The following is a 21,440-nucleotide window of genomic DNA, read 5'->3' as shown; positions in this document are numbered from 1 at the left end:
CGATGGGAACATGCGCGCACGCTACGGAGTACCCCTGAAAGTCACGGCAGTCGGCGCAGCGGCCGGTGCCGCCGGCCTCGTGTACGCGGCCGGATTCGAGGCCCGCTCGTTCCGCCTCCGCCGGATCGCGATTCCCGTACTCCCGCAGGGGGCGCGCCCCCTGCGCGTCCTCCAGGTCTCGGACATCCACATGGTGAGCGGCCAGCGCAAGAAGCGCGCCTGGCTGCAGTCGCTGGCGGGTCTGCGCCCGGACTTCGTGGTGAACACCGGCGACAACCTCTCCGACCCGGAGGCGGTGCCTGAGCTGCTCGACGCGCTCGGCCCGCTGATGGAGTTCCCCGGGGTCTACGTCTTCGGTTCGAACGACTACTACGGCCCGAAGCTCCGCAACCCGGTCCGCTATCTCCTGGAGAAGACGCAGGGCAAGCACGGGCTCAACGGAAACGCACCGGCGGTCGGCGTCGTCCACAACCCCTGGGAGCCGATGCGGGACGCCTTCGACGAGGCCGGCTGGCTGAACCTCTCCAACACCCGGGGCCGGCTCAAGGCCGACGGGCTGGAGATCGCCTTCACCGGCCTGGACGACCCCCACATCAAGCGGGACCGGTACGCCGAGGTCGCGGGCGGCCCCGAGACGGGGGCGGACCTCTCGGTCGGCGTCGTCCACGCCCCGTACCTGCGCTCCCTGGACGCCTTCACGGCCGACGGCTACCCCCTGATCCTGGCCGGCCACACGCACGGCGGGCAGCTCCGCATCCCCTTCTACGGCGCCCTCGTCACCAACTGCGACCTGGACACCGACCGGGCGCGGGGCCTCTCCGGCCACACGGTGGGCGACCAGCGCGCCTACCTCCACGTCTCGGCGGGCTGCGGCACGAACCGCTACACCCCGGTCCGCTTCGCCTGCCCGCCCGAGGCCACCCTGCTGACGCTGACCCCCCGCGACTGAGGCTCCCGCCCGGCGGCAGAAACCGGATTTCGCCTCCGGGCGCAGGTGGGCTAAGGTTATCGATGTCGCCGGGACAATCGGTGGACATCGGGGTGTAGCGCAGCTTGGCAGCGCGCTTCGTTCGGGACGAAGAGGTCGTGGGTTCAAATCCCGCCACCCCGACAGCTGAAACACCAGGTCAGGGGCCTGATCCACTTAGTGGATCAGGCCCCTGAGTGGTTTCCGGGGGCGTCTTGGGAGCCGTTTGGGAGCCGATCTCGGAATCCGGCTCCCCGTTGGCTCCCGAAGCAGTTCGGCATTTCTACGATTCGGCGAGATAGCCCTCGTAGAGGGACCCCGCCCGCGTACGCTCTGGGCGTCCGACTCACCGCGCCGGGCGCACGAGGGGGTATCGTGGATCATCTCTTCACCGTGGACGGCCGGACGGCCACGCCGAGATCGCACATCGGGCTCGCCGCCGAGAGCCTGCTGGAGCGGCAGCACCTCCAGGAATAGGTGATCGCCCATCCCCAGGTGCTCGGGGAGTCAGTGCTCGTGATCACCGCGGAGTGCGACCGGTGGGCCGACACCGACGGAGTACCGGCCCGCGACCGGCTGGACGTGCTCGGGTTGGATGCGACAGGGCGCCTCGTCGTGGTCGAGCTGAAGCGGGGGACGGCCGACCGGGACGTGCACCTCCAGGCGATCACCTACGCCGCCCTGGTGTCCCGCTTCGACCTCGACACCCTCACCCAGGCGCACCGCGACTTCCTGTCGCGCAGGGGGCAGACCCTCGACATCGGCGCGTGCAGGCAGCGGCTGCTCGACCACGTGGACGGGGAGTGGAGCCCGGCGTTGCTCCAGCGGCCTCGGCAGGTGATCATCGCCGCCGACTTCCCCAAGCAGGTCACCCACTCCGTCGTCTGGCTTTCGGAGATGGGCATCGACATCGACCTCGTCCAGGTCGGCCTGTGGCGGGTGGAAGGGCATATCGTCGCCGGGTTCACCAAGGTCTATCCGACCCCGGAGGTCGAGGAGTTCACGCTCACCCCGACCCGGGTCGAAGGCGAGGCGGCGGCCAAGAAGCTGCAGGAACGCTCGCGTTCACGCAACGCCGTCCACGTGCTTGTCGGCGCGGGCCTGTTGCCTGATGGGACGAGGCTGCTAATGACACCGCGCCACGGTGTGACGGAAGCGATCCGCGCCGAGATCCGGGCGTGGGTGGGAGTCGGCCAGCGCCAGCGCGAAGTGCTGCTGCAGCAGCTCGCCGTTCGCCGTCACGCGACGGCGCTCGCCATAATCGAGCTGGCATCCCCTTGGACTGCTTCCGCATTGGATGAGGGCGCGATATGTCGCGGCGAGACGACGAAGCCATGGCGCAGCCAGCAGGGTGGCGGCTATGTCGGGGAGAGCGAGGGAGCCACGGAAGAACCCGGCTCCGGCCCTCGTTCCGAGATCCTGCCTCCTCGATCCGTGCAGAACCAACTCCCTCTGCACGATTCGGCCCCTGCTCGCGAGATCACCGAGCCGTCCCCCGAGGACGACGTCCCCGCGGCGCAACGCTACGGGCGTCCTCCCGGCGCCGAAATGGACGAACTTCTCGCGATCGGCCGCAGGGCCGTCGCCATGCATGGAACAGCCACCCGCGCCGTGCTGCGGAACGCCATCCGCAAGGCGGAACTCACCATCTCCGAAGACCGGCTCACCGAACTCAAGACCCGCCTAGCTGCAGAGCAGGGCGCCGGGACCAGCATCCCGACGGGTTGACCGGATATCCGGTCAACCCCGAACGCCCCCACGGGGACCTGTGGACCAGCAACGTCGTCCGGTCCACGGCCCCGCCTCATTCCCGGCGCTACTCCAGGCGCGCACAGCCCTCCCCCGCCGCTCTCCGCCCGAACCAGCGGGAGGCGGGCCTGCTGCCCGTCCGTCGGCCTGGTGTGCTCTTTCCTCCCCTATCAGGAGCTGCTCTCCATGCAGGATTCATGCACCAACAGCCCAGGAAACCAGAACCTGCCCCAAGCCACGCCAGCCCAAAGCGGAGCAAGTTGGAGGTTCGGACACTCCCCCGCAGGGGGACCGACCAGCGCCATGGGGCGCCGGTCGGGAGGGCTGCGACCGAGGGCGGATCGCAGCCAGGTACGGCCGTCCGCAAGCGTCGGCCCAAGGGAAAATCGCGCCCGCGTCACAAAACAGCGCCCCGCCCAGAGCGTCCGCCTCAACGAACGCGAACACAGCATCATCCAGGCCGGCGCCGACGCAGTCGGCATGAGCATCGCCGGATTCCTCGCCCATTCCGCCCTGGCCGCCGCCCGCGACCAGACCCGCACCGCCGCAGCTATCGCCGCCGACCACGACATCCTCACCGAGCTGTTTACGACCGGCCGAAATCTCGGTTGGGCCGGCAGCAACCTCAACCAGATGGCCAAGACCCTCAATTCGGGCGGCGACGTCACCCACATCGAGGAAACCCTCGCCGACGTCCGCCGCGCGGCCACCGCCACCCGGGCGGCCGTCGAGCGGATCAACAACCGCCAGAAAGACGAGACCGCTTGATCCCCCGCATCCACAAGCAAGGCAGCAGCACCCGCGGGCTGCTCAACTACCTCTACGGCAAGGGCGCCCGCGAAGAGCACGTCGGTCCGCACCTGGTCGCCTCCTTCGACTGCCTGATGGCACCCGGCCCCTCCGCGACGAAGGAAGACCTCCAGCGGCTTCTCGACCAGCCACTGCACCTGCTCGACGCAGACCAGCGGCCCGACCGGCACGTGCGGCACTGTGTCCGCGCGGCAGCCACCGACCGCGTCCTGAGCGACGAGGAGTGGGGCGACATCTCCCGCCGCATCGTGGCAGCCACCGGCATCGACTCCGGCGGCACAGACGACGCCGGGTGCCGGTGGTCCGCAGTTCGCCACGCCGACGACCACATCCACATCTTCGCCACCCTCGTACGTGAGGACGGCCGCCGCCCCGACCACCACCGCTCCGGCCAACGCGCACGCCACTCCGTCGACGTCCTCTAGCGCTGGCGCTTCCCCGACGAGGCCATCGAAGTCGCCCGCCTCCTCATCTCTGAACTCACCACCAATGCCATCCGACACGCACGCCCCACGACGCCCGCCAATATCGACAGCGCCAAATCCGCAGACCCCGGCACCATTGTGCTCAGGCTCTGGCCAACTGAACGTGGCGTCGTCATCTCGGTCACCGACCGCGATCCACAGCCACCGACGCCCCGCACCAGCGACAACAGCGCCCCCGGAGGCCGCGGACTGCTCCTGACCGAAGCCATGGCGAACTGCTGGGGCTACTACCCAACCCAGCTGCACCCAGGAAAAATCGTCTGGGCTGAAGTGCCAACCCACCCCAAGCCGGCAATCAGCGAGTCTGGCGTCGGCGGCCCGGAGGTCACAACATTGGTGATGGGGCAAGTGCTCACAGCGCTTCGCGACCTGTAGCCGCGTCGGTTGACTACGCTCGACGGCTCGAAGCTGTATGGGTTGGCGCCCAGTGCGCATTGGAGGCTGCGGCTGCCACCGTTCTATGGCATGGCGGCAAAAGACGGCACCCAGCCCCGTGGAGGCGCTCCTGCACCCCGACCCTCTGCTAGATCCGTCTGCCCGAACCGGGGCGCTCTGCCTGCGTACCGGGTCGCCACCCCATCGAATCGAGCGTGGTTGGCGGCCTGCCCTGAAGGGTGAGCGATAGGATGCCGCAGTCAGAGCAGTACAGGTGGTAGGGAGTCTGGTGGGCACGTCGATGATTCAGACAGAGACTGAGACGGTAATCACTAAGATTCTGCCCTACCTCAAGCGTCGAGGGTACGACCCCGAGAAGGATTTCTCCTACGAATCCGCTCTGACCCATACCGAAAGGTACGGCAAGGGCTACGTCGACATCCTAGTCAAGGCTGGCAAGCAGAAGCCGGTCTTCCTTGTAGAGGCGAAGCGCAGCAGTAAGAGGCTGACCGCGAAGGATAGGGATCAAGCGCTCGGCTATGGCAAGTCGGTCGGAGTTCCGTTTGTGGTCGTCACGAATGGCGCTGACATTCAATGCTTCAACGTCAAAAACAGCCAGGCCATCCGTTGGGACGGGAAACTTGAGGCGAAAGTCCCCCGACGTGACCAAATTCCTCTCGTTGTTCGCACGCTGAAATCAAACCCGAATGCCCTTGACATCGCCCTCTCCGACAAGGGAAGCCTCCCATTTCGACCCGGCTTGCCGCTCAAACAGCTAAACGCCCTTTTCTACCGGTGCCACAGCAAGATAAGGAACATCGAGAAGAGCGAAGAGACTGCATTCTCTGATTTCTCAAAGATCCTGTTCCTGAAGCTCCTTGAAGAGAAGGCTGACACCGACACCGCAGACTTCAATCTTCCTTATTCCTACAGGTTCCACGAGCTTGCCGCGCGGCCGGACGCCGAGTCGGACCAGGTTCGCGATGCCATTAGGGGCATGCTTAAGTCGATTCGGGACATGGGGTACGGGGACGTCCTGATCGACCCTATCCACCTGAAGAACGCTGCAAGCTATAAATACCTGGTCGCAGAGCTCTCGCGCGTTTCCTTCGAAGATAGCGGCCTGGACACAAAGGGGGCAGCCTTCGAGTACTTCGTTCGAGCGACCCTTAAGGGTAAGAAACTCGGCCAATACTTTACACCTCGGCCCCTAGTGGAGCTCATGTACTCGCTAGTAGGAGAGGAATTCGTAGTCGATAACCTTCGGGGTGGCGACGAGGTTCGGGTACTGGATCCTGCTTGCGGCACAGGAGGGTTCCTCGTTTACATGATGAAGGAATCTCTAGCCCAGATCAACACCCTTTTCAAGGATCGCAAGATCGCTGCACCTAAGCGTGATGAATTGGCGCGCAAGGTGATGGAAGAAGTGTTCCATGGCGGCGATGCGAATGACGGCGTCGCCTCGACGGCAAAAATGAACATGATTATCGCCGGTGACGGGCATACCAATATCAAGGCGGGGGACTCCCTCAGCTCGGCATCCGAAATCTGGAGCTTCGACAAGCCTCGCTACCAGCTGATCATGACCAATCCCCCATTCGGTACTTCGGAGTCTGCCTCTCTACCCGACTCCGATAAGCAGCGCTTCGACATCCCCACCACCAAGGGGCAATTGCTATTCTTGCAGCGAATGGTAAAGGCTACCGTTCCAGGCGGGCTTATTTGCAGCGTAATTGATGAGGGCGTACTCAATACTGAATCTTCCGCAGATCTGCGCCGCTGGCTACTAAATAAGGCTCAGGTCGTGGCGGTTGTCGAACTTCCCGATGAGACATTCAAGCCGAATAAGATCAACGTTCGTTCAAGCCTACTCTTCCTACGAAAGCGGGAAGAAGATGACATTGACGGCGAGGACGACGCGCCTATCACTTTCTGCAGGCTAGACAGCCTGGGTTACATCGGCTCGGGCGAGAAAATTCGTAAGTTCGACTTTGCCCAGTTGAGGAATGATTTTGCGAGCCAAGTCTTGGATACCAAATCTGGAGCCGTTCGCTCTGGTGCACATTGGCGCGCAGCTGACGTATCGCATCAACTGATCCTTAAAGATTCCGGGTGCCGACTCGACTTTAAGTATTGGGACCCGATTGTTCGCGATGGAATTGCAGAACTCAAGCGAAACCTCGGTGTTTCAATTGCGCAGATCAACTCACTTGAGACCAATCGAGGGCGCAGCCCTTCGGCCACCGACTACGTCGACCGCACTGACGGATATGCGATGGTAGTCAAATCCGGAACAAATATTTCCAAGTATGGCGAGATCGTCCCTGATGGAGCCGATTGGATTCAGAAGGATGTGTTCGATGATCTCCCTCAACGCGTTGTGCTCAAGAAAAGCGACGTGTTGGTTTCGTCCACGGGAGACGGCACTCTAGGTAAGACTGCTGTCTACGATCTTGACTTTCCTGCCATAGGGGACGGCCACGTAGCCATCATCCGAGTGAAGGAAGAGTTGGGTATCGACCCCTACTATCTGGCCGACTATCTGCGTTGCGGATTTGGACAGCGTCAAATTCAGCGTCTTTTCACTGGATCGACGGGACTCATCGAATTGACGACAGAAGCCCTCGAGGGAGTCGTCGTGGACCCTTTGTCAGGCGTGAAAGAGCAGCGAGCCGTATCTGCTGCGCTCCGGAAGGCCGAAATTTCCTACGCACGACAGCTCACCGAAGCGGAGCGAGGGCTGCAGGCCGCTCGCGAGATCTTCGCGAAGGTCGAAGTCGAAAACGATTAGCAGTACGGACCGTTTCGCTTTTCCATAGCGAGCAGTGGGCAGAACGGCGGCCCAGCTGTCTTATTCAATTTCTCCGATCGGGACAGTTCTGCTTGCCGGACCGGAAAGTTGATGTTCAGCCGGAATTCGATAGTGGAGTGAGTCGGTCCAGGGCAGCGGCGATGCAGTAAGGCCAGCCCGGTTGAGGGGGAGGGACGTTGGAGGTGGCCGGTGGCGAAAGTTGCCTCGCACCTGCCTGACATGTTCCGGGGCACGTCTGGCGTGACGGCACGCGACAGCAGATCGCGATTCGACGCCGAAGCGTACCGGCTTTCCGGGCTCGAGCCCGGAAAGCCGGCGTTGCTGCCTTCGCCCTGTTGCAGTGAGTGGGACTCACGGTCTACCCGCGTCGCTTTCCCAGCCCTCGGCCGGGTTGCTATGCCCGTCCGGAGAACCCGAGAGGCATAAGCGATTTAGGTGACTTCATCCGATGCGGGGGTTTCTCTACCGATCGGCTCACCGTCGAACGCGTCGTCTGACTCCTCTCCTTCCTCGTCGCGGTTTGCGTCTAGGTCGTACGCGTCCTCGATGAGGATCCCGTGTCGCTGGGCGCTCCGCTGTTGCCAGACGGGCAGCTTGAATAGAACATCCTGCAGGATGTTCCGCCACGCCTCGCAGTCCGCTCGGTCGGCGCCCAGCGAATCGACAGCACGGGTCCCGTCGTCGGCCCTGACCGCTTCTACGACCTTGACTGCACCCTCGACCGCTTGGATTGAAATAGCCAGGTCGTGCAAAGCATTTCCGAGAATCTCAGCTGCGTTCTGGGGAGCAGGCGTCAGTGATGGGCCTTCACCAGCGGGTGGGAAGGTACGACGAAGGTTCGCGTCAGTGACGAGGATGTCACGGCCGTCGTCGTTCTGAGTAATCTGGCCCGTCTCGTCCACCTTCCGGGCCCTGCGCCCCATCGAGGAATCGAGCAGTGTCTGCTTCAGCTGGTGTACACCGTGCAGGGTGCTGCGCATACGGTCGATGACCTCGCCTGGGTGTCGACGATCGGGTTGATCATTATTGCTCGAGCCACGGTCACCCGTGAGCTGGCCGCTGACCACTAGGGGATAGGCGCTGCGGGCCGCGAGTTCTCGGGTCGCCACGTCTGGCTCCCCTTTTGCTACCTCTTCAAGCGCGACCTGGGCCAGCTCCTCCGCGCCCCGAAACGTGGCCTGCCATTCTTTGGCCAGCTCACCCGGGAACGCCGACCTCAGGTACTTCCGCATCCGCTCCCGCTTGCGGGAGTCCTCTTCCGAAACCGAGCGCATGACGAGAGAGGAAGCTACGTCGAGCAGCAGCTTGGTGGTGATGTTCTTGCGGGTGCTCTGTCCGGTGATTGCGACCCGCACAGCGGCGTGAATCGACTGATCACGCTCAGCGAAGAGCCGGACGATTGCCGCCGCCCGGACTGACGGGTCGTCGCTGAATCCGGCGGCTACCGCCTGGTCGGGGGTGAGTGCACCGCGTAGCCATCCTGCCCTGTTGGTAGTGATCAGTTGCCGTCGCTCGATTTCGTCCACCACGGCGTCGGCGAGGGCCTCGTTCTCCGCGGCTTCACCCCACGGCTTCGGGGAGTCGACGTGCCGGAGCGCGACCAACGACTTCACGGCGACGCCGAAGTCAGCAGTGGTGCCGTCGTGCGGCTCGAAACCGACGAGCAGCAGCGCCGGAAGCCATTCGCAGCGCACGGTGACCGCCACCTCGGGGTCAACCTGTGCTGGGTCGCCCGCTGTCGTGATCGTCTCGTTGAGTTTGCGAATATGGGAACGCAGCTTCGCCGTGTCCCGGATGTACGGAACATCAGCGGATCTGATGTCTAGCAGGTCGTGGGCGCACGTCACCCGACTCGACCCCTCGACCGTAACCGGAACAGTTACTCCTGGTGTGTTGTCCTCGTGCTCAAAGGTCGTCGCTGCCAGCCAGACCTCTGTCATCACTCCCTGATGACGGAGGGATTCGCGCCAGTCGTTATGGTCGAGTACGTACTCCTTGGACAGTTGCGCCGCCCACGCGAGGTGTTCCTGGTTCGCAAGCCTCTGCACGAGTTCCGGGCGCATCCCTGATGCCGCGATCGGCTCGGTCAGCGGCCGGAAGCGCGTACTTTCGCCGGTCCCAATCAGGTTCGAGGCCGGGTGTCGGCGCGACGGACCGATCCGCGGGTTCCGCGGATCCGGGATGATATAGCGCGCCCAAACATCAGCTCGAATTACAAGGATCACGCCGCCTGGCACCCTCAGCCGCTCTGGAGCCTCCGCCGCTTGGCGGGCTGCGGATGGATCGACGACAGCCTGCGAGAGGGCCAATGCGGCAGCCTCGCCCATAGAGAAGCGCTCGATGAGCTTGTCGACGAGCTTCCGTGTTGCGGCCGCCAATGCTGGCAAGGGCAGCGCTTCGACAGGGCGGGGCAGCACGGTCTCGCCCATGACGGATGATGACTCCATCAGTGTTCTCCGATCTGTTGTCCCTGTGTCCATCCAGGCACGCACCCGGACGCCGTGGTCGTCCAAGGAGATCGGTCACGCAATTACCCGTTCTCCCCCTCGGCTCGCCCAGGCAAGGCCCAATGTGTCCGAGACGGCATCAGCACACTCGACTGCGCTTCCAAGACGTACCGGCTTCAGCTGCCGGCGTTGCCGCCCACCGCCCCATGGCGAAGGTGAAGAGCTTGAGTCCACTGATGTGACTGCTCAAAAAACGCTAGCAGCGGGGGCAACGGCTCCTCAGAGTCCTGTCGTTTCCGCCCTGTTAGCCGCGTAGGTGTGCTAAGCGGTGTTCCCTGGAACGAAGCTCTCCTGTAGCCGCTCACGCCGCCTGTCAGGACCCGCCAAGTGGTGTAGGTATCCGAGCCCCGTCGACCCGGGTGCCCTATGCACGATCGGCGCAGCCGAGCAAACCGGACAGGAGCAAGTCAGGGCGGCTTGCGCCCTCCACGGTGATCTGCACCGCTGGTCCAGTACCGCGTTTCCGTGTGCGCCATTACGGCGGTACGAACGAACTCGGCGCCCCTTAGCTGGTGCCCCGCGGGGAGCCATTTGGGAGCCGATCCGCTCCCCGAGCCCCTTCGAGGCCACACGGGACCACTCCACCCCAGCACCCTGACCAGGCAAAATAGCGAACCGGCAGGTGTCGATCTTGACCGACCCTCATTCGGGACGAAGAGGTCGTGGGTTCAAATCCCGCCACCCCGACAGCTGAAACAGCAGGTCAGAGGGCCCAGTGCATTGGTTGCACTGGGCCCTCTGCCGTTGCTGTGCGCAGTTCTGTGTGGCCACCGCTCGTGATCCTGGTCCAGGACGCGGTCCATGACCGTGGTGCCGGCCCGGAGCTCAGGCCGGATCTGGTGGAGAGGCCTCGTCGGTCACGCCGGGCAGGTCGACGCGCCACCGGGTCCCGTCCGGCGGGACACCGCGGTCGGACAGCGCGGAGAGACGCCGCACCGCAGCCCCGAGGTGTCCGGCACAGCAACGTTCCATGGTCATCCCCGGCGGAACCTCCGGTGCGGCGGCCAGGTGCCGCAACCCTGGCAATCACCTGCGGACCCGTAGCGTCATCCGGGGCCTGGTGACGGTGGAGCGGCCCTCACGGGACGGCCTGCCGTGTCTACGGATCGTGTGGCCTCCGTGAAACGGGGGACGGTGCGCGCGGTCGGCTCTGACAGGTCGTCCGCCGGCCATCGACGAAGCCCGGCCGTCGGCTGGGTCCCGGACGTTTCTCCGGGCCGCCCCCGGACAGGCCGGGGATGCAACCATTCCTTTCGGAGCTGGAACCCCCGAAAGCCGACCGCGCACCGGGGATCCTGGGCGCCAACACTGACAACTACCGCGTGAGCCACGGGCCGTTGAGCGGGGAGCGCCCGACCGCGTGAGCACCGGCGCAGCGACCCCGCCGACGAACAGACGACCAACAGACGACGGACGGACGAGCGACGGACGAGCGCGGGCGTACGCCGGACCACCGGCGGAGATGGGGCGGAGCCGGAGCGGCTGAGGGCGGAACGACCGTCCACGTCGTGCCTGGCTGAGCGCCCCGTCCACATCGCGCCGTGGCGGAGCGCCCCCTCCACATCGTGCCTGGCGGAGGGGTCGCGGCACGGCACGGCGGAGACGGTCGCCGTCCGGCCGGAAGGATCCGCGGCGAGGGCAGGCACTCGGCTCAGCACCTGCCCTCGCCGCCCGTCGCCGGTCCCTCGGACCGATGGCGTCGCCCTGCCCTCACCCCGCGGCCGAGAGCGGGCGTGCGGGTCCCGCACCCGTGGAGCCCTTCACGGCGGGCAGGCCGGTCAGGCCGATGAAGATCAGGGAGAAGACGCCTGCCGCCGCGAACACGGTGAAGCCCGTGGTGGTCGAGCCGGTGGCGAGGAGCTGGCCGCCGAGCCAGGGGCCGAAGACCGCTCCGAATCGGCCCATGCCGGAGGTCCAGCCGACCGCCGTGGCACGGTTGCCGTCGTCGGAACGGGCGGCCACCGTGGCGTAGATCATCGCCTGGGCGCTGAAGAGGAAGAGGCCCGTCAGGAAGACGACGGTGTAGGTGACGGCCAGCGGCATGTGGACGCTGAGCGTGTAGACGCCGACGGCGGTGGCGGCGAACCAGATCGCGCCGACGCGCGCCCCGCCGAACCGGTCGGTGAGCCGGCCGCCCACGAGCATGCCGACGATGCCGCCGAGGTTGATCACGATGACGAAGCCGAGCGACGAGCCGAGGTCGTATCCGGCCGCGCGCATCATCGAGGGCAGCCACTGGGAGACCCCGTAGACCAGCAGGAGTCCGCCGAAGGACGCCAGCCAGAAGCACAGGGTCTGCGCCCACAGTCCGCCGCGGAACAGCGCGGCGAGCGCGCTCCACCGCTCGGTGGCCACGGGACGCTTCCCCTCGCGGGCGGGGGCGGGCGCCTCGACGCCGTAGCGGCCGGCGAGGGCCAGGGCCTCTTCGGTTCGCCCCTTGGCGCGCAGGAACGTCAGCGATTCGGGCAGGAACTTGATGGCCAGCGGGACACCGACGAAGAGCGGGACCACACAGATCCAGAAGGAGACGCGCCAGTCCCCGGTCCACAGCGCCACGAAACCCGCCACGATGCCGCCGGCCTGGTGGGCGGTCATGAGGGAGCCGACCATCAGTGCCCCGTGGCCGCGCGGAGCGTACTCGCTGACCAGGGTGATGGCGCTCGGCAGGAGGCCGCCGAGGCCCAGCCCCGCCAGGAAGCGGCCGAGGCCGAACACTCCGAGGCTGCCGGCCATGGCGCAGACGGCTGAGGCCAGCGAGAAGACGGCGGTGGAGACCACGATCGTCCTCTTGCGTCCCGCCCAGTCGCTGATCGTGCCGGAGGACAGGGCTCCGAGCAGCATGCCGAAGGTGGCGTACGAGCCGATGTCACCGGCCTTTCCGGGGTCGATGCCGAGCGCCCCGGTCTCCAGCATGTGCGGCAGGACGGAACCGTAGATGAACATGTCGAGGCCGTCGAAGAGGACGACCAGCCAGCACAGGCCTACGGCCAGCAGGGCGAGCCGGCTGCTGCGGGCGCCGGTGGCGGGGGTTCGGGAGGGCATCGCGGTGTTCCTCTCGTCCGGGACAGCTCTGTCCCTGAGGGAGCTTCGGCAGAGGCGGGCCGGTGGGGCTCGATCGCTGCGGGCCCGACGTGCCGATGACGTTAAGGACCCCGGCATGAGGCGTCAACGTTTTTGTCAACAATCTCAGGAACAATTCGGGGCCGTCTCGCGCCGCTGCCTCTCGTACCGGTCATGACGAAGGCGGGGCGGGCGGCACACCGTCGTGTGCCGCCCGCCCCGCCGGTCGCGCCCGCGGTTCAGTCCAGCGGCGGGGTGCCGTGCGTGTGGAAGGACTCGATCGTCCGCAGGCCCCACGCCTGCCCCTTGGCGCGCTCGGCCTCGGTCCAGGTGACCAGCGGCCAGTCGGGGGCGAGTACCAGCCGGGTGAGCGGGTTGCAGAGCTCGACGCGGTTGCCTCCGGGCTCGTAGACGTACAGGAAGAAGGTCTGCTGGATGGCGTGCTTGTGCGGGCCCGTCTCGATGAACACGCCGCTGTCGATGGCGAGATCGGCCGCGCGCAGGATGTCCTCACGGGTGTCGGTGGCGAACGCGATGTGGTGCAGGCGCCCGCTGGAACCGGTCCGGTCGGCGGTGTAGACGACGTCGTACGACTTGTTGTTGAACGTCAGCCACTTCGCGGCGATGCGGCCCGTGTCGAGCTGTATCTGCTCGGTGGGCCGGGCGCCGAGGACCTGGTGCTGGAAGTCGGCGTTGGCGGCGACGTCGGCGGCCAGGTAGTTGATGTGGTCGAGGCGCCGCACTCCCACACCCCGGTTGGGCTTGGCCTGGGGCTGGTTCTTCAGCGCGGGCCGCAGCTCCGGCGGAGCCTCGTAGTACTCGGTCTCCCAGTACAGGGCCATCTCGTGGCCGTCGGGATCGGCGGTGAGGTAGAGCCTGCCGATTCCGGGCTCGTCCTCGGCCCAGCGGCCCGCGTGGCCGGCCGCCTCCAGTGCGGCGACCCGGCGCAGCAGGGCCTCCTCGCCGGAGGTCCGCAGAGCGGTGCGGCGCAGGCCGGGCTTCTCGGCGGCGGTGAGCACCAGGCTGTGGTGCTCGTAGTCGTCGAAGGTGCGCAGGTACACCGAGTCGCCGGCCTGCCCGTTGACGGTCAGGCCCAGGTAGTCGGTGAAGAAACGGACGCTGGCGTCCAGGTCCGGGGTGAGCAGTTCGGCGTGGCCGAGGTGGGCGATGTCACCGAGCGGGGGAGTCATCTGCGTCTCCTTGCGGGGAGGGTCCGGCCGTCGGAGCGGCCTGCCCGGAGCGGGGGAAGACGGTGCCGTCGAAGATCTTCCGTGCGGTGCGCACCACCGCGGTGCGGCTGACGGACGGGGTTCCGTCCGCACCGGTCCCGACACCCGTCTCGATGTCGAGGAACCCGGTGGGGTGTTCGATGCGCAGCCGGTCGCCGTGGGCGGGAAGCCGGGCGATGCCCTCGGCGATCCCTCCGGCGACGCGCAGCCCGGCGGCGACGCCCGCCGCGCCGAGGACGCCGATGGAGGTGTGGCAGCGGTGCGGAATGAACGTGCGGGTCGTCACGGCGCCGCCGTGGGCGGGCGGGGACAGCAGGCTGAGCTTGGGCACCGTGGTGCCGCGTACGTCACCGAGGCCCATGAGGGGGCCCGCCTCGACGCGGATCCTTTCGAGGCGGTCGCGCACGGTGGCGTCGGCCTCCAGTTCCCGTGGCGTCTCACGGCCCGTGAGGCCCAGGGCGTCCGCGGGGATGAGGACGGTCGGCATGCCGTTGTCGACGCAGGTCACCGACGTGCCGGCGATGACGTCACGGGCCCGGCCGGTGGGCAGCAGAGGGGCGGTTCCCGGTGCGAACTCGATCACCACGGGCGCGGCGGTACCCGGTACCCCGGAGATCTGTGCCGTCCCGGTGTAGTCGACGCGCCCGTCCGGGGTGGGGAAGGTCGCGGTGGCGAGATCTCCGGTGTTGAGCATGCGGATGCGTACGGAGGTATGCGCTCCGGAGGCGGCGACCAGGCCCCGTTCGACGGCGAAGGGGCCGACCCCGGCGAGCAGGTTGCCGCAGTTCTGGCGGTCGGAGACCTCCACGGTGTCGACGGCCACCTGGAGGAAGAGGTAGTCGACGTCGGCGGCCGGGTCGTCGTCCGGCACGGAGACGACCGCGACCTTGCTGGTGAGCGGGTGCGCCCCGCCGAGGCCGTCGATCTGCTGCGGGTCCGGGCTGCCCATGATCCGCAGCAGCAGGTCGTCACGGGCCGCCGGGTCCTCCGGCAGGTCGTCGGCCAGGAAGTAGGCGCCCTTGGACGTGCCGCCGCGCATCAGGAGGCAGCGGACTTCAGTCGGCTCCCCGGTCATGCGGCAGCCTCCCGGGTACGACTCCTGCGGCTCTCGCGGCCCGCTTGGCTCCCTCGGCTCCCGCAGATCCCGTACGAGACGCGGCGTCCGCCCGGGTCACCGGACTCCCCGGCCGGGCTGTACCGGAGCCGGGCCGGAACGGGCCGGGCTCCGGGGGTGGCCGCGCGTGCCGAGGTGTCCGTACCGTCCACACGCCCCGCGTCCTGCGCAGCCACCGGCGTCCCCGTGGCCGGCACGCGGGCACGCACCGCTTCACGGGCGGGGTGCGGTGCCGGACCGTCGCGGCCCGGCACGCCTCGCGTCGCGGCCGTACCGCCGCGGCCGGTGAGCGTCTCGGCGCTCCGCGCTTCCGCCACCGGCGGGCCGGTGGTGATGCCGCCGCTCATACGGGCCGCCCCAGGATGGGCGCCGTGTCGGTCGTCATGGCTCACTCTCCTTGCTGGACGGGGCTTCGGCCCACCAGCGCGGCGCGTCGACCGGACGCGGCGCGTCAGCCGCGCAGCGCCTCGATCACGCTCGCCAGGTGGGAGCGGACGGCCGCCTCGGCCGCCTGCGGATCCCTGGCCCTGATCGCGTCGATCATGGCCAGGTGTTCACTCAGGGACTGCTGGGGGCGGCCGGGCCTCAGGGCGAGCTGGAACCTGTGGCGCACCAGCTGGCCGTTCAGCCGCTCCAGAAGCGCCACGGCCGTCTGCTGGCCGGAGAACTCCCGCACCATGGAGTGGAGTTCATGGTTCAGGTCGGAGTAGAGCATCGGTTCGCCCCCGGCGACGGCCTTGGCCATGGCCTCGCCGATTCCGGTGAGCCGGCCGAGCTGCTCGTCGTCGGCCGCGAGAGCCGCCTTCGCCGCACAGAGTCCTTCCAGGGCCATGCGGCACTCGGTGATGGCGACGGCTTCGTCGACACTCACCACCCGCACCCGCGATCCACGGTTACGGATCCGCTCGACCAGCCCCTCCGACTCCAGCTCGATCAGCGCCGCCCTGACGCTGGCCCGCGTCACACCGAACTGCTCGGCGAGCTCGTTCTCCACCAGCCGCTGGGCCGGCGCCATCTCGCCGCGCAGGATCGCCTGCCGGAGCCGGGCGAGAGCCAGCTGCCTGGCCTGCTCCCCACTGGTCGGTGCGGCTTGCTCCGGCATCGTTGCCCCCCTGAGTGAGTGCCTGTCGAACCTAAATCTAGGCCAACAGGATTGTCAACAATTCTGTTGGCCATAGTGCCGGAGCCTTCAGGACGCTCCCGCCACCCATGCCCGCGTACGCGTATGGGCCCGGCTCCTCTCCTGGGAGAGGGGCCGGGCCCATGGGTGCACCGGACCGCAACGGTGCCGCACACCGTCGCGAAGCGATGGATCAGGCGGCCGTCGCGGTGCCCTCGACGACCTGGCGGAGCACCTCGGTGAGCGAGGTGACGACCTCGGCGTCGTCCGCCGGGTGGAGCTCGGCGAAGCGGGTCACGGAGCCGGGGATGGAGAGCTTGGCCTCCGCGAGGACCGCACCGCCCGCGATACCGGCGGCCTTGCGGGCCTCGTCCTGGGCCCAGACTCCGCCGAACTGGCCGAAGGCGGTACCGACCACGGCGACCGGCTTGGCGGTCAGGGCGCCGGCGCCGTACGGGCGCGACAGCCAGTCGATGGCGTTCTTCAGCACGGCCGGCATGGTGCCGTTGTACTCGGGCGAGAACAGCAGGAACGCGTCCGCCTGGCCGGCCGACGCGCGCAGCTCGGCAGCGGCAGCGGGGACGCCGCCCTCGACGTCGATGTCCTCGTTGTAGAACGGGACCTCGGCGAGACCCTCGTACAGCACGACCTCGACACCCTCGGGCGCGTGCTTGACGGCGGCCTCGGCGAGCTGACGGTTGTGGGAGCCGGCGCGGAGGCTGCCGACGAGGGCGAGGATGCGTACAGACATGGGGGAAGCTCCTGGGAGACGGAGACTGCAGAAGTAAGTGGACCACGGTCCGTTTAAAGTTGTACCACCTAAGCGGACCGCGGTCCACTTATCTCGGACCGGGGCTACCCTGAAGCCATGACCGCTCCCCTTCCCCCGCCGCACGGCCCCGGCGAGGCGCGCACGAGTCTCACGCTCGCCGCCGTCGGCGGACCGGAGCTGCGGGCGGACGCGGCCCGCAATCGAGCCCTCCTGCTGGACGCCGCCTCCCGCCTTCTGGCCAGCTGCGGCGCGGCGGACCTCACGATGGAATCGGTGGCCGCCGCGGCCGGGGTCGGCAAGGGCACGGTCTTCCGGCGCTTCAAGGACCGCACCGGCCTGCTCATCGCACTCCTCGACCACCGCGAGTCACTGCTCCAGGCCGCTTTCCTCTCCGGGCCGCCTCCCATGGGCCCGGACGCCCCGGCAGCCGAGCGTCTGCACGCCTTCGGCCCCGCGCTCATGCGGCACGAGAGCGATCATCACGAGCTGATCCTGGCCTCCCGCACCGACCCGCTGCGGACCTACACCGTCCCCGCGCAGCGACTGCGGCTCAGCCATGTCGCCCTGCTCCTGCGGCAGGCGCGGGCCGACGGCGAGCCGGAGCTGCTCGCGCACACCCTGCTCGGGTCGGTCGACGCTCCGCTGGTCCACCATCTGACCTGCGAACGCGGCCTGCCCGTCGCACAGTTGGAGCGGGGCTGGCACGACCTCCTCGAACGGTACGGCGTCGTGCGCTGACGCACCGGCAGGACGGGCCGCTACGGGGCGCCGTGCGCGGGAGCGTGGGGCCTGTCCCGCACCTGGACCAGGGCGTGCGTGCCGCTCGTACGCCACGCCCGTCCGGACCGCTCCAAGCCGTCCAGGGTCCTCGGGCCGAGGCCCACGACCACGTCCGACTTCAGCGTGCGCAGCGCGGCGACAGGGCTCGGGAAGTACGCGGTGAGGCCGGCGAACGAGGTGGTCGCGGGCCACAGCCGGTCACCCACCAGGCGCCGGTAGTTGAGGTCGCCCTTGAGGATCGTGAGGGTGGCCGCGCCGAGTTCGGCCCGGAGGTCGTCAGGCATCCGCTCGTACGGAAACGGGGCGCAGAAGAAGGCGTGGGCGCGCACATCGAGCCGGCCGGTGCCCATGGCCTCACGGACCCGCCCGCCGATCGCACCCGCCTCTCCCGGGGCCCGTTCCAGCCGGCGCAGGCAGTCGACGACATCGGCCGTCGTCGCGTCCGAGACGTAGTACGGATCCGGCTTCACATGGAGCACCACCCGGTCGGCGTGGCCGTGCTGGAGCATGTGGTCGACGAGGACGAGGTCGGGGATCAGCTCGCGCCCGGTGTTGTCCGCGATGACGGCGACGGAGGCCCCGGACCCGGGCGGCAGGAGGGCCCACAGCGCCGCGCTGTCGTCGGCGACGAGACCGGGAGCGGTCCCGCCGTCGCCGGATCCGCCCGGACCGGCCGTGTCCGACGCAGATGCGCCGTCCGGGCCGTGGAAACCGAGGTCCGCGCGGTTGCCCCAGAGCGAGGCCTGGAGAAGCGCCTCCGCCCTCCCGGCCGCGGGGACGCCGGCGAGGTCGTCCAGCGCGCGCAGCTCCTCCTCGACCGTGCCGCCGCGGAGTTCGGCCCGCTTGAAGGGGGCGAAGGGGTCGATGCCCTGCCACGGACCCCCGAAGTAGCCGACGGCTTCCAAAAGCCTGCGGTAGAAGTAGCTCTCGGCCCAGAGGAACGGGGCGTCGAACCAGGAGCGCCCGAAGTGGTCCCGTCCCCGCACCAGCCAGAGGTCCCGGTCCGGGCTTCCCGTACCGGGCGGTTCGACGACGCCGTGGATGATCTCGTGCGACAGGGCGTCCAGGGCCCGGTGCTGCCGGGGGCCGTACGGAAAGGCGTCACGCACCTGCTCGATCAGCGCCGGGTGGCGCTCGGCCATGACGCTCCGGGCGAAGCTACCGGGCTCCCGGCAGGTGATCACAGGAGGAGGGCCGGTGTCCCGCCCGGTGCCGGAAGCCGCTGTCGTATCGCCCATGCGTCCCAGTCTGCCCGGCGCGGAACTCTCGCGTCCGACCGCGGGGAGCGCGTGTCCGGCCCCGGGAGCGCGCGCCCGCCCCCCTCGGGGGCGGGATTCCGCCGAACGCCCGGAGCGCTCGGCCGCGAACCGGGCGGCGCGCGCCTGAACCGGCAGCACGGGAGCGCGCGTCCAACGGCCCTGTCCGATCCGGCACATGGGCGGCCCGGTGCCTGGTTACGATGAGCAGCGGCTCAGATGACTTACCCCAGGAAAGGGAATCCGTACCCATGCCGGCCGAGACGTTCGAGTTCCAGGTAGAAGCCCGCCAGCTCCTGCAGATGATGATCCATTCGATTTACTCGAACAAGGATGTATTTCTGCGTGAGCTCATTTCCAACTCTTCGGACGCGCTGGACAAACTGCGGCTGGAAACCCTCCGCGACGACACCCTCCAGGCGGACTCGTCCGACCTCCATATCGCCATCGACGCCGACCAGGAGAAGCGCACGCTGACCGTGCGCGACAACGGCATCGGAATGTCGCACGACGAGGTCGTGCAGCTGATCGGGACGATCGCCAATTCCGGCACGGCCACGTTCCTCAAGGAACTGAAGGAAGCCAAGGACTCCACTGCTTCCGAGGAACTCATCGGGCAGTTCGGTGTCGGTTTCTATTCGAGTTTCATGGTCGCCGACGAAGTCACCCTGCTCACGCGGCGAGCCGGCGAGGACACCGGCACGCGGTGGCGGTCCAGCGGCGAGGGCACCTACACCGTCGAGTCGGTCGACGACGCCCCGCAGGGCACCTCCGTCACGCTGCGGCTGAAGCCCGAGGACACCGAGGACAAGCTCTTCGACTACACGTCGCCCTGGAAGCTCAGGGAAATCGTCAAGCGCTACTCCGACTTCATCACCTGGCCCATCCGCATGGCCGCGGCCGGAGGCGAGGAGGGGGCGGAGCCCGAGACCGAGACGGTCAACTCGATGAAGGCCCTCTGGGCCCGGTCGAAGGACTCCGTGACCGATGAGGAGTACAGCGAGCTGTACAAACACATCAGCCACGACTGGACCGACCCGCTCGAAACCATCCGCATGCAGGCGGAGGGGACCTTCGAATACCAGGCGCTGCTCTTCCTCCCGGCCCACGCGCCGCAGGACCTGTTCATGCAGGACCACAAGCGTGGAGTACAGCTCTACGTGAAGCGCGTATTCATCATGGACGACTGCGAAGCGCTCATGCCGACCTATCTCCGCTTCGTCAAGGGCGTGGTCGACGCACAGGACCTGTCGCTCAACGTGTCGCGCGAGATCCTTCAGCAGGACCGCCAGATCGAGATGATGCGGCGCCGCCTGGTCAAGAAGGTGCTTTCGACGGTGAAGGACATGAAGTCCGCCACCCCCGAGAAGTACGACACGTTCTGGAAGGAATTCGGCCGGGTCCTCAAGGAGGGCCTGTTCCAGGACTTCGAGAACCGTGACGCGATCCTTGAGATCTCCTCGTTCGCCTCGACCCAGGACGAGGAGGGGCTGACCGGTCTCCGCTCGTACGTGGAGCGGATGAAGGAGGGCCAGGAGCAGATCTTCTACATGACGGGCGAGTCGCGCGCCTCGATGGAGAGCTCGCCCCACATGGAGGCGTTCCGCGCCAAGGGCTTCGAGGTCCTCCTGCTGACCGACCCCGTCGACGAGGTCTGGGTCCAGTCGGTCCCCGAGTTCGACGGCAAGCCGCTCCAGTCCATCTCCAAGGGCGAGGTCGACCTGGACACCGACGAGGAGAAGAAGGAGGTCGAGGCCGAGCGTGAGAAGCAGCAGCAGGAGTACGCCGGTCTGCTGACCTGGATGACGGAGCAGCTCGGCGAGACCGTGAAGGAGGTCCGCCTCTCCTCACGGCTCACCGTCTCACCGGCCTGCGTCGTCTCGGACACGCACGATGCCACCCCGGCGCTGGAGAACATGTACCGCGCCATGGGCCAGGAGGTGCCGCAGATCAAGCGCATCCTCGAACTCAACCCCTCGCACGCGCTGATCAGCGGACTGAACAAGGCCTACACCGCGCAGAGCGGCGAGGAAGGCGCCGGCACCGCACTGGCCGAGACGGCCGAGCTCGTCCACGGGCTGGCCCTCCTGTCGGACGGTGGCGAGCTGAGTGACCCCGCACGCTTCAGCCGGCTGATGGCGGAGCGCCTGGAGCGCACGCTGTAACCCCCGCCCGCCTTCCACGACTGCGGCCGCCAGGATTCCTGGCGGCCGCAGTCGTGTGCTGGGCCCGGGAGTCGTGAAGAGGGGTCCGGAAGCGGAGAGCTGTCGGCGTTCGAACAGATGGCGCTCCCCCCAAGGTGACTCAGAGGAGTCGTCAGGGGTGCGGCAACGACCCGGAACTTCACTACTTCGAGGGCCCGTTGAAGGTTTATCTACGCGCGGAGCATCGCCCACCGAACGAT

Annotated in this window: 13 protein-coding genes, 1 tRNA gene and 2 pseudogenes; 9 read left to right on the top strand and 7 right to left on the bottom strand. The window is 67.5% G+C overall.

The genetic code is table 11. From position 1 onward, the window contains the following. Positions 1-10: 10 nt before the first annotated feature. From ACFVS9_RS15210 to ACFVS9_RS15180, 7 genes and pseudogenes are all read left to right on the top strand, one after another. On the top strand, positions 11-949 hold the full coding sequence (locus ACFVS9_RS15210; RefSeq protein WP_383118787.1) for a metallophosphoesterase: 939 nt from the start codon (positions 11-13) through the stop codon (positions 947-949). Positions 950-1,037: 88 nt separating this feature from the next. Further along, positions 1,038-1,111, top strand: a tRNA-Pro gene (locus ACFVS9_RS15205). Between the two features lie 333 nt (positions 1,112-1,444). Then, positions 1,445-2,695 carry a hypothetical protein gene (locus ACFVS9_RS15200; RefSeq protein WP_389932432.1) on the top strand — a complete coding sequence of 417 codons (1,251 nt, stop codon included), beginning with the start codon at positions 1,445-1,447 and terminating at the stop codon, positions 2,693-2,695. A gap of 501 nt (positions 2,696-3,196) precedes the next feature. Continuing rightward, positions 3,197-3,484, top strand: a complete 288-nt coding sequence (locus ACFVS9_RS15195; protein WP_389932429.1) for a mobilization protein — start codon at positions 3,197-3,199, stop codon at positions 3,482-3,484. After that, positions 3,481-3,930, top strand: a pseudogene (locus ACFVS9_RS15190) (mobilization protein); the annotation flags it as partial. The gene ACFVS9_RS15195 and the pseudogene ACFVS9_RS15190, both read left to right, overlap by 4 nt. Before the next feature lie 33 nt (positions 3,931-3,963). After that, positions 3,964-4,386, top strand: a pseudogene (locus tag ACFVS9_RS15185) (ATP-binding protein); the annotation flags it as partial. 289 nt (positions 4,387-4,675) lie between these two features. Beyond that, entirely contained in the window at positions 4,676-7,177 is a 2,502-nt protein-coding gene (locus tag ACFVS9_RS15180) for an N-6 DNA methylase (RefSeq protein WP_389932426.1), read from the top strand. 452 nt (positions 7,178-7,629) lie between these two features. Here ACFVS9_RS15180 and ACFVS9_RS15175 read toward each other — a convergent pair whose 3' ends face one another. The 6 genes from ACFVS9_RS15175 to ACFVS9_RS15150 all read right to left on the bottom strand — a co-directional run bounded on the left by ACFVS9_RS15175 (position 7,630) and on the right by ACFVS9_RS15150 (position 16,979). Then, on the bottom strand, positions 7,630-9,627 hold the full coding sequence (locus ACFVS9_RS15175; protein ID WP_389932423.1) for a hypothetical protein: 1,998 nt from the start codon (positions 9,625-9,627) through the stop codon (positions 7,630-7,632). 1,788 nt (positions 9,628-11,415) lie between these two features. Further along, positions 11,416-12,747 carry an MFS transporter gene (locus tag ACFVS9_RS15170; RefSeq protein ID WP_389932420.1) on the bottom strand — a complete coding sequence of 444 codons (1,332 nt, stop codon included), beginning with the start codon at positions 12,745-12,747 and terminating at the stop codon, positions 11,416-11,418. Between the two features lie 257 nt (positions 12,748-13,004). Further along, positions 13,005-13,955, bottom strand: coding sequence for a catechol 2,3-dioxygenase (locus ACFVS9_RS15165; RefSeq protein ID WP_383117331.1), 951 nt, complete (start codon positions 13,953-13,955; stop codon positions 13,005-13,007). Next, the gene (locus ACFVS9_RS15160) at positions 13,936-15,069 is read right to left on the bottom strand and encodes a 4-oxalomesaconate tautomerase (RefSeq protein ID WP_389932416.1); all 1,134 of its coding nucleotides are present in this window, start codon (positions 15,067-15,069) and stop codon (positions 13,936-13,938) included. Before ACFVS9_RS15160 ends, ACFVS9_RS15165 begins: the two co-directional genes overlap by 20 nt. A 490-nt stretch (positions 15,070-15,559) precedes the next feature. Then, positions 15,560-16,210 (bottom strand): GntR family transcriptional regulator, encoded by a 651-nt coding sequence (locus ACFVS9_RS15155; RefSeq protein ID WP_383117333.1) that lies wholly within the window; start codon positions 16,208-16,210, stop codon positions 15,560-15,562. A gap of 211 nt (positions 16,211-16,421) precedes the next feature. Beyond that, positions 16,422-16,979: an NAD(P)H-dependent oxidoreductase gene (locus ACFVS9_RS15150; protein ID WP_383117334.1), complete on the bottom strand. Its 558-nt coding sequence runs from the start codon at positions 16,977-16,979 to the stop codon at positions 16,422-16,424. A 117-nt stretch (positions 16,980-17,096) separates the two neighbouring features. On the opposite strand from ACFVS9_RS15150, the gene ACFVS9_RS15145 reads away from it, so the two are divergent. Further along, a complete protein-coding gene (locus tag ACFVS9_RS15145; RefSeq protein ID WP_383117335.1) occupies positions 17,097-17,738 on the top strand; it encodes a TetR/AcrR family transcriptional regulator in 642 nt (213 codons plus the stop codon). Between the two features lie 20 nt (positions 17,739-17,758). Here ACFVS9_RS15145 and ACFVS9_RS15140 read toward each other — a convergent pair whose 3' ends face one another. Further along, a complete protein-coding gene (locus tag ACFVS9_RS15140; protein ID WP_389932411.1) occupies positions 17,759-19,018 on the bottom strand; it encodes a damage-control phosphatase ARMT1 family protein in 1,260 nt (419 codons plus the stop codon). Positions 19,019-19,287: 269 nt separating this feature from the next. Between ACFVS9_RS15140 and htpG the strand changes: the two genes are divergently transcribed. Beyond that, entirely contained in the window at positions 19,288-21,201 is a 1,914-nt protein-coding gene (htpG, locus tag ACFVS9_RS15135) for a molecular chaperone HtpG (protein WP_383117337.1), read from the top strand. Positions 21,202-21,440: the final 239 nt, after the last annotated feature.

Origin of the sequence: Streptomyces sp. NPDC058008, assembly GCF_042886395.1 — a bacterium.
Classification (GTDB): domain Bacteria; phylum Actinomycetota; class Actinomycetes; order Streptomycetales; family Streptomycetaceae; genus Streptomyces.
The sequence above is the reverse complement of the archived record's forward strand: the minus strand, read 5'-3'. Positions and strand labels throughout refer to the sequence as shown.

Excerpts from the sequence above, each read along its gene's own strand:
- ACFVS9_RS15140 (WP_389932411.1), bottom strand. The coding sequence starts at position 19,018 with ATGGGCGATACGACAGCGGCTTCCGGCACCGGGCGGGACACCGGCCCT.
- ACFVS9_RS15210 (WP_383118787.1), top strand. The coding sequence starts at position 11 with ATGCGCGCACGCTACGGAGTACCCCTGAAAGTCACGGCAGTCGGCGCA.
- ACFVS9_RS15145 (WP_383117335.1), top strand. The coding sequence starts at position 17,097 with ATGACCGCTCCCCTTCCCCCGCCGCACGGCCCCGGCGAGGCGCGCACG.
- ACFVS9_RS15150 (WP_383117334.1), bottom strand. The coding sequence starts at position 16,979 with ATGTCTGTACGCATCCTCGCCCTCGTCGGCAGCCTCCGCGCCGGCTCC.
- htpG (WP_383117337.1), top strand. The coding sequence starts at position 19,288 with ATGCCGGCCGAGACGTTCGAGTTCCAGGTAGAAGCCCGCCAGCTCCTG.
- ACFVS9_RS15195 (WP_389932429.1), top strand. The coding sequence starts at position 3,197 with ATGAGCATCGCCGGATTCCTCGCCCATTCCGCCCTGGCCGCCGCCCGC.
- ACFVS9_RS15170 (WP_389932420.1), bottom strand. The coding sequence starts at position 12,747 with ATGCCCTCCCGAACCCCCGCCACCGGCGCCCGCAGCAGCCGGCTCGCC.
- ACFVS9_RS15160 (WP_389932416.1), bottom strand. The coding sequence starts at position 15,069 with ATGACCGGGGAGCCGACTGAAGTCCGCTGCCTCCTGATGCGCGGCGGC.
- ACFVS9_RS15165 (WP_383117331.1), bottom strand. The coding sequence starts at position 13,955 with ATGACTCCCCCGCTCGGTGACATCGCCCACCTCGGCCACGCCGAACTG.
- ACFVS9_RS15155 (WP_383117333.1), bottom strand. The coding sequence starts at position 16,210 with ATGCCGGAGCAAGCCGCACCGACCAGTGGGGAGCAGGCCAGGCAGCTG.
- ACFVS9_RS15175 (WP_389932423.1), bottom strand. The coding sequence starts at position 9,627 with ATGGGCGAGACCGTGCTGCCCCGCCCTGTCGAAGCGCTGCCCTTGCCA.